Origin of the sequence: Acinetobacter zhairuonensis (genome assembly GCF_022601715.1) — a bacterium.
In the GTDB taxonomy this organism is placed as follows: Bacteria; Pseudomonadota; Gammaproteobacteria; order Pseudomonadales; family Moraxellaceae; genus Acinetobacter.
Genome location: NZ_JAKVIM010000002.1, coordinates 33,619 through 52,513 on the forward strand (window position 1 = coordinate 33,619; position 18,895 = coordinate 52,513).

An 18,895-nucleotide genomic window follows, 5' to 3' on the forward strand; every position below is an offset into this window, starting at 1 on the left:
TCATTCATTTAAAACTATGGAACTTGTAACAAAGCCATCATGATTCATTCGGAAAGCTAATCGCTTTTTCACTCACGAGTTTTATTGGCTGTGAACTTTCAACTTTAATTTTGAGCTCTCTTGGTGACATACCAAACCATTTTTTACACGCCCGACTTAAAGTAGATTGTTCAGAAAAACCGAGTGCTGAGGTAATTTGAGTCATTGTCGCCTTAGAATCGACCAAATACTGCAAAAAAAGCTGTTGTCTTAACTGATCTTTAATTTCATCAAAACTGGTTCCAGATTCACTTAACTTCCGCTGTAAACTTCTCGGATGCATTGCCAACAACTTTGCGACATCAATTTTATTGGCTTTAGGGCTAGATAAATTAATCCGAATGGCATGCTGTACACGCTCGACAATAGAACCTTGTTGACTGCGAAAACTCTGCTCCAGATAACTATCTACAATTTCACGTAACCCACGATCAGCACTATTAAATTGAATATTTAACATGCTTTTATGAAGATACAATGCAGCACGACTCTGCCCTACAACTACATCCGCATTAAAAAACCGCTTATAGGTATTTAGTGATGCAATTGGATGATGGGGTAAAGCCACCTTTAGTAATTGATACTGCTCACCACTTAAATATTTTAATACGCGATGACATACGGCCAATCCTAGATCGAGTGATTGACGTTTACTAAAAATATTCACGGACTGAGTGGGTTGTATATCAAAACTGATTTCAATAACCTCATGATTTTGATCCAACAAATCAGCCACTTGTTCATTCATATGCAATTGAAGCGCTGGACCATGTAAAAATAAAAGGTCCGTTGAAAATTTAATCATCTCACGAAATGTAGTCGCACTCTGCATGATCACACCAAGTACACCTAAAATCCTGATATCTTGATGTGCTGAAATACGCAGACCTAGATCAGGACAATTCGCTCGTTGTGAGCTTTCTTCTAGCAGCTGGATTAAAGATGTGTGCTTAATCCAGCTATTTTCATCCTGTAAATCCGCCAGTGAAATCTCATGCTTATCGAATAAAGGCATGGGGTCAGTACCAAGCTGCTGCATGACATCCACATAACCACGCAATGCAGAGCTGTGCACCATATCTCGATGTGCTTTTTTATTCTGTGCAAAATCTATTGAATCTACAAAAACCATTCAAACAATCCTTGTCTCAATATGTCAAAAAATAGGCTCTTTATGTCAAGTTAGCATAAATTCGTGAAGGCACAATAGCCAAAATGGACATTCAACCAAGCCGACTGAGCTCATTAATTGATGCAGTATCGGTGAGGATTAAGGAAAAGCATGCTCCATTTTCCAACAAGGATAAAACAAGGACAATGAAATGAATTTTAAGAATGTAACTGTTGCAGGCAGTGGTGTACTCGGATATCAAATTGCGTTTCAAACCGCTTTTCATGGTTTTAAAGTTTCAGTATATGACATCAATGATGAAGTTCTTGGCAAAGCTAAAGCGAAGTTTTCTGAATTAAGCGAATGCTATAAACGTGATTTGAATGCCACTCAAGAACAACTAGACAATACATTTAATAATCTTAGCTATCATTCTAATCTAGCTGAAGCAGTTCAAGATGCAGATTTAGTAATTGAAGCTGTGCCTGAAGACGTCGCAATTAAAACTGAATTTTATAAGCAGCTTAGTCAAGTGGCTCCAGCCAAAACTGTTTTTGCAACTAATACCTCAACTTTATTGCCTAGCCAATTCCGTGACTTGACTGGTCGCCCCGAGAAATTTCTGGCACTGCATTTTGCCAATTTAATTTGGGTGAACAACATGGCTGAAATCATGGGTCATGACACCACTGATAAGCAAGTATTTGATGATTTAGTTGAATTTGCCAAAGCAATTGGCATGGTAGCCTTACCCATTTATAAAGAGCAACCTGGTCACATTCTAAATTCAATGCTCGTTCCTTACTGTGTTTCGGCCTTAGAACTTTGGGTAAAAGAAGTATCTGACCCTCATACCATCGATAAAACATGGATGAAGTCATTTGGCTCACCGAAAGGACCATTTGCAATTTTAGATATTATTGGTATTACTACTGTTTACAATGTCGCAAAATTACATGCAGACGCGAGCCCAATGATGGCACGCATTATGGAAAGATTGGAACAGGAATATATCAGTCAAAATAAATTAGGTCTTCCTACAGGACAAGGTTTTTATAGCTATCCTAATCCTGCTTATGAAGCTGATAACTTCTTAAAATAATCGCCTTCGAAGTACTGCCGTACAGGTAGAACGAGACTAAGCTAAAGCTGGTAACTTTTTAAGTATCGCTTTAGCTTTTGCAACTGAAACAATGATTTACTTTATTGATATAGGCTTAGCTTCATACACTCAAATTAGACTTTAGTCTCTAATATGAAAAAGCCCCTCATGTAGATCAATCACTTGCATAATCAAAATAGACACAAAGGAGATTAAATATTTCATAGATTCATATATTTATAAGATTACAATACATTCAATTTTCATCAATTATTCATTTTTCATATGTCTATTTGATAAAATCTTATAAAGCATAATTTTTCAGCACAATTAACAAATTCAACAGATTAAGTTAAAACAATATATTGTTTTTTATTGTTATTTTATTTAAAACTCGTATTTTCTTTTGCGCCTAAACAGATAAACATTGCATTCTTATTCACTATATTGAATATAGTTTTATTGTTATCATAGCGTAACTTTTTAAGATGTCAAAAGCTGCCTTTACAGTAATACGATTTGATTTCAATATCATAACGTGAAAATTTTGAACTTCTTAATACGAAATTATTTTGGTCTTGTTGGGATGAAGCGAATGTCTAGCTCTATATAAGGCTAGAAGTCGCAAAGTACCGAATTTTTAATCAGACAATTTCATTCATCGTCATCATCGCACATTTATTTAGCATGTCTTTATAATGCATATACGATGAAGTTATGTCTGCACTAGGAAATATTCATGAAAAAGCTATTTAGCGTTTTATTGAGTGCATCTGTATTAACACTCAGTGCTTGCAGCAAACAGGAAGCTCCTGCTACTGAAGCAAAAACCGATACAACAACAACGACAGAGCAAACTGTTGTTATGGCATCAACAGGTTCTGATGCTGATATCTGGCGTTATATTGCAACCCTACCTGAAACTAAACAGGCGGGTATTAAGCTTGAAGTTAAAAACTTTACCGACTACGTTGCAATGAACACTGCTGTAGCCAACAAAGAAATTGACATCAATGCCTTCCAGTCTTATGCCTACCTTGTAGCATTCAATGCCAACAACAAAGACAAGATTGCGCCAGTTTCGACCACTTACCTTGAGCCAATGGGTATTTACTCAAGCAAAGTAAAAAAATTGGATGAGTTCCAGAATGGTGCAACTATTGCCATTCCTAATGATGGTGCGAACGAATCACGCGCATTGTTATTACTTCAATCTGCTGGCTTAGTAAAATTAAAAGCTGGTTTTGATGATGTAAAAGGCACACCTGCTGACATCACTGAAAATAGCAAGCAACTTGTGATCAAACCAATTCAAATGGCAACTGCAGTTCGCGTGAAAGATGAAGTTGATGCAATTGTATTGGGCAACACTTTAGCAATGGAAGGTGGTTTAAACGTATTGAAAGATGCAGTTTTCTACGAACCAGTAGACCAAACTACGAAAATGAATGTTAACGTTTTAGCGGTAGCAGAATCACGTAAAGATGACCCGATCTTGAAAAAAGTGGGTGAGCTTTACCACACTAAAGCTGTAGAACAATATGTTCAACAACATTTTGGTGGCACTAAAATTGATGTAAACAAACCTGTTAGCTATCTTACCGAAAGCAAATAGTAATATAATGCTGCAAACAAAACAGGCAAAGTGACTTTGCCTGTTTTTTCATTTTGTACAGTTTTTGACGCTATGATTGAATTTAAAGACATTTCAAAACACTACGAGCTCAAGGGTCAAACCATACGTGCTCTGGATAACATTAACCTGACTATTCCAGATGGCAGTATTTTTGGCATTATTGGCTATAGTGGTGCAGGTAAAAGTACCTTAATCCGTCTGATTAATTTGCTTGAACGTCCGACGCAAGGTCAGGTCATTATTCGTGACACCGACTTCACTGCTTTGGATGCACGCTCATTACGTCAAGAACGTGCAAATATAGGCATGATTTTCCAGCACTTCAACTTGCTACAAACCAAAACGGTTGCGGCAAATATTGAAATGCCACTGAAGCTGTTGGGCTTTTCCAAAGCTGAACGCGAAAAGCGCCTGAATGAACTGCTTGATTTCATCGACCTGAAGCATAAAAAAGATGCCTTCCCAGATGAACTTTCAGGTGGTCAAAAACAGCGTGTGGGTATTGCACGTGCCTTGGCGAATCATCCTAAAATTTTACTCTGTGATGAAGCGACATCTGCTCTTGATCCGCAAACCACCAAATCAGTTTTAGCCCTGCTCAAAAAGATCAATCAAGAACAAGGCATTACCATTGTCATGGTGACCCATGAAATGGATGTGATTGAGTCGGTCTGTGATTATGTAGCGGTGATGGAACAAGGCAAGGTGATTGAAACGGGTCCTACCCTTGATATTTTCAGTCAACCTCAGCATCCGACCACCAAAAACTTCATTCAAACTGTTTTACAGCAGCAATTGCCGATTAATATTCTGAAAAATTTAGAAAATCAAAATCAGCACAGTATTTATAGTCTGCAATTCTTAGGGACTTCTGCACAAGAAACTGTGGTGCAAGCTGCGATTAAACAATTTGATATCAGTTTGAATATCTTGTTCGCCAACATGACTGAAATTAATGGTTCAGTGATTGGACAAATGTTTATTCAATTATTGGGTGATCCAAACATCATTCAAGACGCGATTGCTTTCTTTGAACAGCACGGCGTGAAAGTTGAACAATCTGGAGTCTGCGAATGAGAGATTTAATCGTACAATGGCTTACAGATCTTACAGCGCCTTTCTGGCATAGCTCGCTCAGCATTGACCAATTTGTTACAGCCATGCAAGAAACCTTTCACATGGTGTTTTTTGCGATGTTGTTTGGTTCGATTTGGGGCTTTATTCAAGCTATTACCTTATTAGTAACACGCCCAGATGGTATTTTGCCAAATAAATTGGTTTACCATGTGCTCAATCCGATTGTGAATGCCCTGCGCTCACTGCCTTTTATTATTTTACTGATTGCCGTTATTCCACTGACCAAATTTATTGTGGGAACCTCAATTGGGACTTGGGCAGCGATTGTTCCTCTTACTATTTACGTGGGTCCATATATTGGTCGTCTGATTGAAACTTCGTTACTTGAAGTGAATGAAGGAATTATTGAATCTGCACAAGCGATGGGTGCAAGTCCTTGGCAAATCATTTTCAAGTTTATTGTGCCTGAAGCACGTAGCTCACTGATTCTGAATCTAACCACTGCAACCATTAGCCTGATTGGTGCAACTGCAATGGCGGGTGCTGTCGGTGCAGGCGGTATTGGTGACCTAGCAATTTCTTATGGTTACCAACGTTTTGACACCAGTGTCGTTATCCTGACTGTGATTGTACTGTTGATTTTAGTACAGTTAGTCCAAAGCCTAGGTGACTGGTTGTCCCGCTTAAGATAAGCAGAATTTTTAAAAGCTCCCTGAATGGGGGCTTTTTTTATGTCTAAATTTTATATACTGAACATCACAACAAAGCTGAACAATAGACTTTCATGAAAATAAACACGATATTAATAAGCCTCTGCTCTGTTTCATTTTTAGGCTACGCACATGCTGCGGAATACGACTATGTCACCAGTGTTAAGGTGAATCAGATCGAGCTGAATGCTGCGGTATCGGCAGATCAAGTCAGTCAATTGATGAAAACTGAGAATAGCAAGACCCTTAAAGTCTATTCAGAATGTACGGGAAATTATGAATACAGCCAAAATCCCACACCCAATAGAACCTTAACATTTGAAATTTTTGCTGAAGATAATCCTCAAATCAAAAATGAACAATTTTATCAAAATAAATCCACTTTCAAGCAATTGGGGCAAACTCAAGGTCGTGTCTGGCTGAGTTGGAACAATACCAAAGACATGAGTGAGAAAATTGTTGCTAACAATATTCAAATCACACAGCACTATACATTGCAGCAATTTAAACAAGATTTTAAACACAGTGCACAAACCATAAGTCCTTCAGGAGAAGCACAAGTTCTTATTTTAGAAAAAGATCAAGCCAAAGAATTCCAGAAGCATCCACAAGATTTTAGCCCACCCTATACCGCATATCTCAATTTCGGTTTTAAAAATGGGAAACTAACACAATTTGCCATTCAACAAGCACTTGCTTGTTAAAAGCCCATCAACTCGTCCGCCCTTTTTTCAATCAATGTAGAAATGGCGGGCTAGTTTGGATAAGTCAAAATAAAATCAACTTACAGAAGCCTTTAGGCTATTAAAACTTAACCAATTCATTTCAATTAAACTCAGAATAAGCGCAGAGCATGCTAAACTATTGAGTGGTTTTCGCTGGGACTCATTTATGCACTTTGTTCATCTTGGTATTCATACCGAATTTTCAATTACTGAATCTATCGTTCGGATACCTGATCTAATTAAAGCTGCGATAAATGATGAAATGCCAGCTTTAGCTTTGACTGACTTGTCAAACCTGCACGCAGCTGTCAAATTTTACGGTTCCTGCCAGTCGAAAGGCATTAAACCGATTTTAGGTTCAGTCATACGACTTAATGATGCCGAACATCGCGTGACCTTATTGGCGATGACCAATAAGGGTTGGCGTGGGCTGACGGAAATTGTTTCCCGCGGCTTTATTGAAGGTCAGCAACTGGATATCCCTTGCGTACAAAAAGACTGGGTGCTCGAACAGCATGATGACATTATTGCCTTATTGGGCATGCAAAGTGATGTCGGTAAAATGCTCTGCTCATCTAATCCGCAAAAAGCGGAACCTCTACTCGAGCAGTGGATCGAAAAATTTGGGAATCGTGTTTACCTGTCATTAACCCGAACTGATCGCCCATTTGAAGAAGATTACATTGTAGAAGCGGTCAAACTCGCTAAAAAATATAATATTGGTGTTGTGGCACACAATGATGTGCACTTTATTACCCGTGAAGATTTTGATGCGCATGAGGCACGCGTCTGTATTGCCGATGGATACGTTTTGGGAGATAGCCGTCGTCCAAAACCTTATAGCCCAGAGCAATATTTCAAAACCGCTGAGGAAATGACTGAACTGTTTTCAGACCTTCCGACTGCTATTGAAAACAGCTACCACATTGCACGACGTTGTAATGTCACCCTGCAACTTGGGAAATACTTCCTTCCCGACTATCCAATTCCTGAAGGTCATACCATTGATACCTTCTTTGAGCATTTATCCAAAGAAGGTCTGGAAGAACGCCTGAACCACTTATACCCAGTAGAACAACGTGGCGATGACTGGGCTGAAATCCGCAAACCTTATGATGACCGTATTACTTACGAAATTAACATCATTAACTCGATGGGGTTCCCTGGTTACTTTCTCATCGTCATGGACTTCATTCAATGGTCGAAAAATAACGGCGTACCAGTCGGACCTGGACGTGGTTCAGGTGCAGGCTCATTGGTCGCGTACAGTTTAAAAATTACCGACCTAGACCCACTCCGTTATGACCTGCTGTTTGAACGTTTCTTGAACCCAGAACGTGTTTCCATGCCCGACTTTGACGTCGACTTCTGTATTGCAGGGCGCGATAAAGTTATTGATTATGTGGCACGCAACTATGGACGTGATGCGGTTTCCCAGATTGCGACTTTCGGAACCATGGCAGCAAAAGGTGCTATTCGTGACGTTGCTCGTGTCTTGGGTAAATCTTATGGCTTAGCCGACCGTATTTCTAAAATGATTCCGACCAAACCTTTAGGTTTGTCGTTAGAAGAATCGATTGAAGCTGAACCACAGCTCAAAGACATTGTCACCAACCCATCCAACCCAGACAATGATGATGCCTCAGAAATTTGGGAAATGGCACTCAAGTTAGAAGGGATTACTCGTAATACAGGTAAACATGCGGGTGGTGTGGTGATTGCACCAACCAAAATTACCGACTTCTCTGCGGTCATTTGCGATGCCGATGGTACAGGTCGTGTGGCGCAATACGATAAAGACGATGTCGAAGCCGCAGGACTGGTCAAATTCGACTTCTTGGGTCTACGTAACTTAACCGTGATTGAAGATGCGGTTCAGAACATCAATAAGCATTATCCATCTGAGATACCACTGGATATTGTCAACATCCCATTGGATGATAAAGACGCTTACTTGGTTTTCGCAAATGCCAATACCACTGCGGTCTTCCAGTTTGAATCCGTCGGCATGAAAAAAATGCTCAAAGAAGCTCGTCCGAGCAAATTTGAGGAAATTATTGCCTTCGTATCTTTATATCGTCCTGGTCCAATGGATCTGATTCCTGACTTTATTCACCGTATGCATGGCGGCGAATTTGAGTACTTGCATCCTTTACTTGAAGGTGTACTCGAACCCACCTACGGTATTATGGTTTATCAAGAACAGGTGATGCAGGCTGCACAGTATTGTGCGGGTTATACCCTCGGTGGTGCGGACTTACTGCGTCGTGCCATGGGTAAAAAGAAACCTGAAGAAATGGTAAAACAGCGCCAGATCTTTATTGAAGGTGCTGCGAAAAAAGACATTGATGAAGCCACTGCCAACCATATCTTCGACTATATGGAAAAGTTTGCAGGTTATGGTTTTAACAAATCGCATGCAGCAGCCTATGCACTGGTTGCTTATCAAACCGCATGGTTAAAAGCCCACTATCCTGCAGAATTCTTATCGGCAGTAATGTCTTCGGAAATGCAGAACACCGACAACGTGGTGTTCCTGATCGATGACTGCCGTAATAATAACTTAGATGTGTTACCACCATCCGTGAATATGTCGCTGTATCAATTCCATGCGACAGATGAAAAAACCATTGTCTATGGTTTAGGTGCCATTAAAGGCGTAGGCGAACAAGCAATGCAGTCGGTGATTGACTCACGCCTGCAAGATGGTCCGTATAAAGACTTGTTTGATTTCTGCCATCGTATTGATTTAAAGAAAATCAACAAGCGCACCCTTGAAGCCTTGATTCGTGCAGGTGCGTTAGATTGTCTAGGCATTGAACGTTCAAGCTTGATGGCGCAGTTGCCTGAAGCAGTGCAAGCAGCCGAACAAGCACGCAGCAACCGTGAAACCGGCATCATGGATTTATTTGGTGAGGTTGAGGAAGTACAACGTAAGCCAGCTAAACCCGTAAAACCATGGTCAGATGAAGTGCGCTTGAAGGGTGAGAAAGACACCTTAGGCTTGTATTTAACAGGTCACCCGATTGATGTGTATCGTCCAGAATTAAAGTCGTTTATTCCTGCAAAAATTAGTGAATTGACGCCAACCCGTCGTGGTGTAACCACCGTTTTTGCTGGATTGGTGGTCGATGTAGCCAACTTCCCGAATCGTGTGATGATTACGTTGGATGATGGGACAGCACGAATTGAAGTCTCTGCCAATCACGAACGTTTTCAACGCTTTAAAGACATCATTGTGAATGAGCACGTGGTGGTGATTGAAGGTGAAATTTACGAGCGCGAGGGTTTTGACCGTCCAATGGGACGCTTAACCAAAGCCTTTACCTTAAATGAAATCCGCCAAAAACGTGCCAACAGTATCCAGATCAAGTTGCAAGCTGAACATTTAAATAAAACCTTAAGTCAGGATCTGCAAAAGATCTTGCTGCCATATTGTAATGTCGATTTATGCAATCACATCCCTATGTTGTTGCAACTGGATTATGCCTACGCCACTGCCGATTTACATTTAGGCATGCAATGGAAAGTTGCACCTTTGGATGAACTACTGTGTAAATTACGTGATTATTTTGGTAAAGAAGCCATTTATATTGAATATCAGGTCAAGTCGAAAGCAGCTAAAGCAGTCAGTTACGAACAAGCTAAACCTGCACAAATACCCCCTCCACCTGCCGACTTGAGCATGGATGAGGCAATGGATTTATATCAAGCTGAAGCAAACCAATACTCTTAAAGATTAAGGTCTCTCAGCGATTTAACAAAATTGGAAATGCGATGAATCAATTTGATAATACTGCCGTTGCAGCACATCTTTCCCATGTACGTATTGTCATGGTAAATACCACCCTGCCTGCCAATATTGGTAGTGCACTGCGAGCCATGAAAACCATGGGACTCAGCCAATTGGTGCTGGTCGCACCAAAAACATATCCGCATCCTGATATTGATGCACTCGCGGCTGGTGCAATAGACCTGATTCCACAGATTAAAATTGTGGATACGCTAGAACAAGCCATCCAAGACTGTCATATTGTGTTTGGTACCAGTGCACGTAGCCGTACCATACCTTGGCCGTTACTCGATGCACGACCTGCGGCTGAAATGTCACTCAAAGCCGTGGTTACTCAGCAACAAAATATTGCCGTAGTTTTTGGTCGTGAAGACCGCGGGTTAACCAATGAAGAACTGGCTTTAGCAAACTACCATGTCACGATTCCAGTCAATACCGATTATGGCGTGTTAAATGTCGCGCAAGCCATTCAAGTGATTTGTTATGAAATGCGTATGGCTGCACTGGCACTTGTGGAAAAAACTGAAGATCCTGAAGCAACCATGCCAGTCACGGAAACAGCTCAAATGCATTGGGATGAACCATTGGTGACGCATGATCAGATGCAACAGTTTTATCCGCATTTAGAGAAAATGCTTGAAGATATTGATTTTTTAGATCCAAATAATCCAAGATTATTGCCTTTACGCTTGCGTCGCTTATTTGGGCGTATACAATTAGATAAAATGGAATACCATTTACTACGCGGCATTTTTAGCCGTGTACAAGCCTTGAATAAAGGGACATGGAAACCATCTACACCTAAGACCCAAGACAAAGAGGATCCGTCTGATGCTTAAACAGCTCAAAGAGGATATACAAGCTGTCTTCGCGCGCGATCCCGCTGCTCGAAACACTTTAGAAGTTTTAACGACCTACCCAGGCATTCATGCCTTAATCATGCACCGTATGGCACATGAGTTATGGAAGAAAGACTGTAAAGGTTCTGCGCGACTGCTTTCCTCATTTAGCCGTTTTGCAACAGGGATTGAAATTCACCCTGGTGCAAAAATCGGTCGCCGCTTTTTTATCGACCATGGCATGGGTGTGGTGATTGGTGAAACTGCTGAAATTGGTGATGATGTTACCCTCTATCATGGTGTTACGCTTGGTGGAACCACGTGGAATAAAGGCAAGCGCCACCCTACGCTTGAAGATGGCGTAATTGTCGGTGCAGGGGCGAAAATTTTAGGACCGTTTACTGTAGGTAAAGGTGCTAAAGTCGGCTCAAATGCCGTAGTGACCAAAGCGGTACCTGACGGCACCACTGCGGTTGGTAATCCTGCACGCTACATCAGCAAAGACCGTCCAAAAGATGAAGATGAAGCACGTCGTCGTGACTATGCAGAAAGTATCGGCTTTCAAGCCTATGCAGCTACACAAGATCAATCTGATCCAATGCTGGAAGGAATGCGTGTTTTACTAGATCGTATTCAGAATAATGAAAAACGTATGAACACGTTGTGCCAGCGTTTATCCTTACTCGATCCAACTTTTAAAAAGCAGCAATTGAAGGAACAGCCGTATAGCGAAGAAGAATTAAAAATTATTGAAGACGTACGCCGCGAATGCGAGGCACAAAGTAGTCAATCAAATCCATAACGACATAATTAAAAACCAACTGTAACACGCACTATATTGCATGTTCGTCCGAGTTTTCTTAGACTGACGAACATGCAATTTTTTATTACTTTTAAAAGAAAGAATGGATGAATACTATGACGTTAAAGCCTCTGGCAATTGCTCTAATTGCCGCATCATTTCTAACGGCTTGTAGCACAACACCAACCAAAGATAAGAACTCTAAAGAACCAATTATTTTCACAGAACCAGATCTTACACCACCATTTTATGCACTAAACCCATTTAATTATTCTGCACCGCCTTCTTTTGAATTAGAACTACAACAGGCCGCTGCGCAACCTGTGACAAAAATGGTGGTGACCAATTCTGAAAATCCAAATGAAAAGATCACTTTAGACACCAATCGTTTGATTATTCCAACGGTGAATAATAATCAACGCAGCATGAAATATGCGGTACTGGCAGGTGAAAACGAAATTGATATCACTGATATTGACGAATTTTTGCAAATGGTGGAAGGCAAAGCCCGTCATTACCCACCTCGTTTTATTGAGCGTAAGGAACGTAAAGGTTTTGAAGCAAAATTAAAACTTGTGACGCAACAGCTGGACACACTTGCTGTGCGTGAAGATGCTTCTTTTGATATTTTAGTTCGTGCATTTAAAGCCAGTGTCATGGCACGTAACCTTGACTTGGGTTCTGTTTACACCACCAAATCACTCACTTATGCACAACGCATTTTGAAAATTAATCAAGATGACCCAGAAGCCAACTTCTGGTTCGGTTTTGGCTTGTCTGAAGGTGGTGGTCAACGTGAAGCCATTCCATATTTAGACAAAGCCATGAAAGCTGGTGTGCAAGAGGCGTATTTATCTGCTGCCAATAACTATATTGCGATGGAACAAAAGAAAAGTGCAATTCAGATTTTGAAGAACTATAAGCTTAAGTATCCGCAAGAAGGAGCTGTCGCTGATCGTTTAATTAGTGAAATTGAAACACAAGGTCGCTGGAACGTATGGCAGGTTTTAAATCCACCTAAAGTGCCATAATTGATTAAATCCGATAAATAGACCGTCTTGTACGGTCTATTTTTTTAATGATTGAAAAAGCTGACAATTACCGTATGATTTAAAAAAATAGAAACAAAACATTATCTTTAGATCTCGCTATGCCAAAATACTTTAACCGTTTTGCCTTACTCGCTGTATTGTCCACGACTTTGCTTTCGGGCTGCCAAGTTGTAACTGTCAAAAATCAAGCGGTGAAAGTTACGATTACCAATGAGCGTGAAAGTATTCTGACGCGAGACAAGCTCAGTGAAGCAAGTTTAAATGTTTTATCCATGACAGGACGCGAAGCGAAAGTCTGCACTACTCAGCCCACCCAATGTGTGCAGGAGTTACAGCAAATCCCACAAATTCAGGATGAACAATTATATTCTGCTGCAAGTGAACTCTATCTGGCGCGAGCACTGGCATTAGAAGAATCTTCAAACTGTAAGATTGGATTACTAGCGAGCCATAAATCAGAAGAAAAGCAAAAAATTCAGCAAGAAAATTATCATCAATGTCTGGATCAGCAATTAGACATGCTGGATAAAAGTATCCGCTATAGCTATGCCTACATGTTTAAAACACAACGGGGACCTGAAGATCGGATTTTTGATAACCGCCAAGTGCAAATCCGAGATTTCTATAACCTCGCAATTGCCAAGCTTTCGAGTGCTTATAGTCTACGTCACCCGCAAAAAGAAGCTCACCATCAAATTAAGGTCGGTCAAAGTGTTTATCAACTGGATTTCAGCAATTATGCTTTATTGAAAGACCAGAAAATTGAGCAATTGATGTCGAGTTATAATCTGAATTTCTCGGGTCTACGCTCGATTAACCGTCGAGATGGCTTTGGTTCCGAATTTGTAGCAGTACTCCCAGACTCTAATGAGCAGCAAAAAGAATCCAATAAATATATTCTCGATCCTTTGCATTTTTCCTATGCAAGTGGAGTCAATCCCAATATTCATAAAGCTCGTTATTTAGCGGCAACATTTACCGCCGAGCCTAAATCAGCAACTTCGGTGAATGATATTTTGACCAAACCTGAGTTTGTAATTCGTGCTTATGATCCATATAAATATGAACGTATAGAGTTGGCTGGGCAGCAATATCCACTCGCTGCGAACTTCTCTACCCCTTATGGATTATGGCTAGCACAAAATAATTTGGGTAAATCGGCTTATCTCACCTTGATTGACCGAGATAACCATTTAACGATGCCGCATTTGTATATGTTAGAGCCTTACAATCCAAATAAAAAAGTGATTGTTTTGGTTCATGGTTTGGCTAGTAGTCCTGAAGCGTGGATTCGTCTAACCAACGATATTATGGGTGATAAAGTCTTAAGAGAAAATTACCAAGTCTGGCAAGTATTCTATTCAACCAATATGCCCATAATTGAAAGTCGTTTGCAAATTTATGCTTTGTTAAATCAAAGTTTTGCACAAGTTAAAGCAAATGCCTCAGCCAAAAATGATGCTGTACTGATTGGACATAGTATGGGAGGAATTATCACACGCCTACTGGTTAGTGATGCCGATGTCACCAAAAAAGCGCTGTCAATGATGAGCAACCGACAATTGAACAAATATAAAAATGTTCCAATTGTTGCGCAGCGTATGCAAATCCAAGATATTCCGAATTTTAGCCGTGCCATTTTTATTTCTGCACCACATCACGGCACACCCTATGCAGATTTGTGGTTCACTCGCGCTGCGCGTAAAGTCATCAAGCTTCCTGGCGCATTCTTGACTGCAGTAGGTGATACCCTGCAAAGCCAAGATCTTGATTTTTCAGACCTAGCCAAACAGATTGATCAAGGTTTAATTCAGAATGGACCCAGTGACTTAAGTTATAAATCTAAGTTTATGGCTATTACTTCAGATATCATGCCACGCAAGGGTTTACTGTTTCATTCAATTATGGGCAATGATACCGATAGTGATGATCCAAATGTAATTACCGATGGAATCGTTCCTTATAAAAGTGCTCATCTGGATGGTGCAGTGTCTGAGAAAATTATCAAAGGTGGTCATTCTATTCAGGAGACACCAGAAGCGGTTCTTGAATTAAGACGCATCCTGCGTTTACATCTGATGCAACTTGGACTTTATAAGCCATAATTCACCGATCAGCCCATGTTCTCATACTTAAACATGGGCTGACTTAGTTTACTCTTCAACTATTTTACCTACTCCCCATTCATTAGAATGGTTTTAAATTACTATTCTTTTCATTTGATTCTACAAGCGCTAATGTAAATCCCATCAGCTTAAACTGAACACAATTAAGGGATTGAAACATGGAAGCGTTCAACACAAAAATGTTTGAGAACAAAGTTGCTGTCGTAACAGGCGGAACTTCAGGGATTGGTCAAGCAGTCGCAATTGCTTTTGCTGAAAAGGGTGCAAAAGTTTGGGCACTCGGACTAAATTCACAGAAAGCTGTTTTCCCAGCAGGCTTAGATATCGAAGCCGTTGAAATGGATGTCACCGACAAAGCTGCGGTTGATGCTTTCTTTACCAAAGTTGATCGTATTGATACTTTATTTAATGGCGCAGGTATGGGCTCTGTTGCAGAACATGAGTTAGATACTTATAAAAAAGTCCTTGAAGTCAACTTAACTTCTGTTTTCTATATCAGTGAAGTTGCAGCGAAAGCCTTAGCGAAATCTGACAACCCATCAATTATTAACGTATCTTCTCTTTATGCTCAATTTGGTTCAGCACTTGCACCAGCTTATTCTTGCTCTAAAGGTGCGATTGACCAGTTAACATTCTCACATGCACTGAGCATGTCAGCAGCAAAAATTCGTGTGAATGCAGTTGCACCAGGTTGGATTGATACTCCACTCATTCAACCACTGAAAGATATGCCAGAAGTATTTGGTGGCATCATGGCACGTTCTCCAATGCAACGCCTAGGCAAGCCTGAAGAAATCGCTAATGTGGTGCTTTTCTTGGCTTCTGATGCAGCAAGCTTTGTAAATGGTGCAATTATCAAAGTTGATGGTGCATATTCTATTTTCTAAGTTGCAGGCATAAGCAAGCTTTGAAAGTAGATTCCAACCGTTTCTCAGTATGCTGGGAAACGGGATGAATTTTGAAGATGCAGATTATTTGCGCATGATCTTTATCTTCAAAGTTTAAACAGGCTTAGGGATTTAAATCTCCAAGTTCTACTTTTGCTAGATCTTCAAATAAAAAACAAAATTAAAATACTACCAGTTCCCTATCTTGCCCATGTCTTAGCGTTTAGACATGGGCATCTTTTTTTAATCTTTCTACTGGATTTTGGGTTATGGAATCAGACCTTGCTTTTTAGCTTCCGTCACCGCCTCGAGTCTTGAGCGCACACCAAGTTTGGTATAAATGTTACGTAGATGCCACTTCACTGTATTCACTGATAAAAACACTTTATCTGCCAACTCAATATCGGTACAACCTTCGCTCACCTTAAGTAAAATTTGCAATTCGCGCTTGGACAATAATTCTGCCTGAATTGCACTGGCAGCTTCATCTTCTTGCACAACTTCAGTATGTGGTATCGGACAAATTGAAGTGAGCACTTCAGCAAAAGCCAAAATTGAATGGTCTTTTTTCTGTTTCGATTTCAAAATAAATTTTACGTAGTCTGCTAACAGCTGAAACAGTAATGGATGTTCATCTAAAACTATTCGAACCGCTTTGGTTGGTTCTAACAGAACCAAGGCTTGTTCAAACCAGTTAAATGCCGCATCAATCTGATTCTGACGATAATCTGCCAATGCCAATAACAAAAGAATTCGAACACGACGTAACGGATAAGTCATAATACGAGCCAGTTCTTGCTCTAAAAATGCTTTGGCTTGCTGTTCATGCCCCATAAAAATCAATTGGCGATACAGTGCTAAATCATCTCCCGTGATTACATTAGAGATATTTAAGGTCTTCTCTAAATGCTTTTGGCATAACTGCTCTAAATCTTGTGCATCGGCATCCAGCAACTTATGCTTTTTATCAAACCATTGATATTGTTCGTAAATAGTCTGAATCGTGTGACTCAGTCTTGGCATCGCCCAATCATTGGTACAAATTTGAGATTGAGTGAGACATGCCTGCTCTGCCTGCACATTGCCTTGAATGTGTGCCAGACGTAATAACAACTCAAATCCGACAATCGCAAGGTCAGGAATAATCAGTTGTTCACCATTATTAAAATACTGCATGGTATTTTCAGCGAGTGAGATTTCATTCAGATCATAATAAAGACTGCCTTTAACACTACTGGTAATCATTTTGATGACTGGTCTGAGAAACTCATCTGAACTCAGTTTCAAATAATCATCACTTTTCCCGATATATTCAAGTTTGACTAAAGCTTTATCTAAATTGCCTTCTAAATAATCACACAAGGCTTCGATACAATCCGTGACACTCAGACCGAAAACATTCTGCCCCTGTATATATGCCGCACGTGTCTGAATGATAATTTTTCTAGCTTCAGTCATCTTCCCTAGACAAATGTGATACAAAGCCCCGATCCCAATTAAGGGCGCGCGAACAAAATAAGATGCATCTTCTAATTTTAAGACATTCTCGTGTGCTAATTCTGATGCTGTTTTAATGTCATCACTCATCAATGCAACCATAGGTGCCAGAGCTAACTGATCATCTCCGACAATACTTTCATTAGGATCAACCTTGAGCCAAAGTTGTAAATAATGATTTCCCAATAAGTGCTGATGGGTAATGGTTAATGACCAAATCACGTCATAGAGTAATGTTGTACGCTGAATCAAAAGCGAATCAGGTATTAACTTCACCAATTCAATCAAACTATAAAAGCGCCCTTCCAATACCAAATCACGACTCACTTCAGTGAGCAGATCCAAAACTAGCATCTGGTTCTCTGCATGTTGCGCATGATAAATCGCTTCCATGAGATAATTCTGCTGTTTATACCAATTTGCTGCACGAAGATGCGCTGCTTTATATTGTTCTAAATTTAAAATCTTAAAGCGATTTTCAAGGAATTCACGAAATAAGTGGTGAATTCGATACCAAGTTCGCTGCTCATCCAAGGCTTGAAAAAACAAGCCCTTCTGAACTGTAATCTCAAGAAGATTAGACGAAGCTGGATTCTGAGCCACTTCTAGAATATTCGATAAACTGATTTTTCTTAATACACTAATATTAAGAAGAAAATCCTGCATGTCTTCGGAAAGCTGAATAAAGACCTGTTCACTCAAATAATCGACAATTTGATTATGAGCACCACTTAAGCTTTCTATGACGGCACCCGCATCATGATAATTTTTTAGGTACAAATTCGTCAGCTGTATCCCCGTTAACCAGCCTTCCGTTTTTTCTATTAGTTGCGCTGCCAAAGCAGGCGTTAAAGTCACATGATCAAAATTCTGTTGCTTTAAAAAATCAATTAACTGTGCGCTGTCGGAAGGTTTAATACTCAGATGAGCTTCAGTCACCAGTTTTAAACGACCTAACAAGTACTCTTTAGTAAAACTCCAATTTGGCTTAACCCGTGATGAAATCACCAAATGACAATTTAACGGCAGATATTGATACAACCACCACAATATATTTAAGCACTCAGTATTCTCAATGACCTCAAATTCATCAATAAAGAACACTGTTTCAGCACTCATATCTGAAACTTTGTGGGTTAATTCAAGAATGTTTTGCTTGTGAACCTGACCATCAGGAATCGAACTGAGTTGTTCTAAACCTAAAAGCGCAACCCAAAGATATTGATAAAGTCGAATTGGATCATTGTCATCGTTATCGAGGGTTAGCCAGCTGACACGTTTGCCTTGGGCAATCAGTTCTTCACTCAACTGGTACATCAGCGTGGTTTTACCATAGCCCGCTGCTGCATGAATAAAGACGAGAGAAGATTGGCTATATTCCAGCATATGGCTTAACAACTCTGGGCGTTGCATGGCCTTATCGCTCATAATACTTGGACGGCTGAGTTTAGTTTTTAATACTTTCATTTCAAATCATCCAATCTTTCTTATCCAGTTCC

Annotated in this window: 13 protein-coding genes; 11 read left to right on the plus strand and 2 right to left on the minus strand. The window is 40.1% G+C overall.

Annotation, left to right across the window (positions count from 1 at the left end; all coding sequences use genetic code 11):
* Positions 1-37: 37 nt before the first annotated feature.
* Positions 38-1,171, minus strand: coding sequence for an AraC family transcriptional regulator (locus tag MKI85_RS01955; protein WP_241624495.1), 1,134 nt, complete (start codon positions 1,169-1,171; stop codon positions 38-40).
* Positions 1,172-1,361: 190 nt separating this feature from the next.
* Between MKI85_RS01955 and MKI85_RS01960 the strand changes: the two genes are divergently transcribed.
* The 11 genes from MKI85_RS01960 to MKI85_RS02010 all read left to right on the plus strand — a co-directional run bounded on the left by MKI85_RS01960 (position 1,362) and on the right by MKI85_RS02010 (position 15,899).
* Entirely contained in the window at positions 1,362-2,252 is an 891-nt protein-coding gene (locus MKI85_RS01960; protein ID WP_241624497.1) for a 3-hydroxyacyl-CoA dehydrogenase, read from the plus strand.
* A gap of 739 nt (positions 2,253-2,991) precedes the next feature.
* The gene (locus MKI85_RS01965) at positions 2,992-3,867 is read left to right on the plus strand and encodes a MetQ/NlpA family ABC transporter substrate-binding protein (RefSeq protein ID WP_241624500.1); all 876 of its coding nucleotides are present in this window, start codon (positions 2,992-2,994) and stop codon (positions 3,865-3,867) included.
* A 72-nt stretch (positions 3,868-3,939) separates the two neighbouring features.
* The gene (locus MKI85_RS01970) at positions 3,940-4,965 is read left to right on the plus strand and encodes a methionine ABC transporter ATP-binding protein (protein WP_241624502.1); all 1,026 of its coding nucleotides are present in this window, start codon (positions 3,940-3,942) and stop codon (positions 4,963-4,965) included.
* The gene (locus MKI85_RS01975) at positions 4,962-5,657 is read left to right on the plus strand and encodes a methionine ABC transporter permease (protein WP_241624504.1); all 696 of its coding nucleotides are present in this window, start codon (positions 4,962-4,964) and stop codon (positions 5,655-5,657) included. Before MKI85_RS01970 ends, MKI85_RS01975 begins: the two co-directional genes overlap by 4 nt.
* Positions 5,658-5,749: 92 nt before the next feature.
* Complete coding sequence (locus tag MKI85_RS01980) at positions 5,750-6,379, plus strand: hypothetical protein (protein ID WP_241624506.1); 630 nt, start codon at positions 5,750-5,752, stop codon at positions 6,377-6,379.
* 187 nt (positions 6,380-6,566) lie between these two features.
* Entirely contained in the window at positions 6,567-10,136 is a 3,570-nt protein-coding gene (gene dnaE / locus MKI85_RS01985; RefSeq protein WP_241624508.1) for a DNA polymerase III subunit alpha, read from the plus strand.
* Positions 10,137-10,177: 41 nt separating this feature from the next.
* The gene (locus MKI85_RS01990) at positions 10,178-11,032 is read left to right on the plus strand and encodes an RNA methyltransferase (protein WP_241624510.1); all 855 of its coding nucleotides are present in this window, start codon (positions 10,178-10,180) and stop codon (positions 11,030-11,032) included.
* Positions 11,025-11,834, plus strand: coding sequence for a serine O-acetyltransferase (gene cysE, locus MKI85_RS01995; RefSeq protein ID WP_241624512.1), 810 nt, complete (start codon positions 11,025-11,027; stop codon positions 11,832-11,834). Before MKI85_RS01990 ends, cysE begins: the two co-directional genes overlap by 8 nt.
* A 116-nt stretch (positions 11,835-11,950) precedes the next feature.
* On the plus strand, positions 11,951-12,865 hold the full coding sequence (locus tag MKI85_RS02000) for an ABUW_2363 family tetratricopeptide repeat lipoprotein (protein WP_241624514.1): 915 nt from the start codon (positions 11,951-11,953) through the stop codon (positions 12,863-12,865).
* A 119-nt stretch (positions 12,866-12,984) separates the two neighbouring features.
* Positions 12,985-14,991 carry an esterase/lipase family protein gene (locus MKI85_RS02005; RefSeq protein WP_241624516.1) on the plus strand — a complete coding sequence of 669 codons (2,007 nt, stop codon included), beginning with the start codon at positions 12,985-12,987 and terminating at the stop codon, positions 14,989-14,991.
* A gap of 179 nt (positions 14,992-15,170) precedes the next feature.
* Positions 15,171-15,899: an SDR family NAD(P)-dependent oxidoreductase gene (locus MKI85_RS02010; RefSeq protein WP_241624518.1), complete on the plus strand. Its 729-nt coding sequence runs from the start codon at positions 15,171-15,173 to the stop codon at positions 15,897-15,899.
* 267 nt (positions 15,900-16,166) lie between these two features.
* Here MKI85_RS02010 and MKI85_RS02015 read toward each other — a convergent pair whose 3' ends face one another.
* Positions 16,167-18,863, minus strand: a complete 2,697-nt coding sequence (locus MKI85_RS02015; RefSeq protein WP_241624520.1) for a helix-turn-helix transcriptional regulator — start codon at positions 18,861-18,863, stop codon at positions 16,167-16,169.
* Positions 18,864-18,895: the final 32 nt, after the last annotated feature.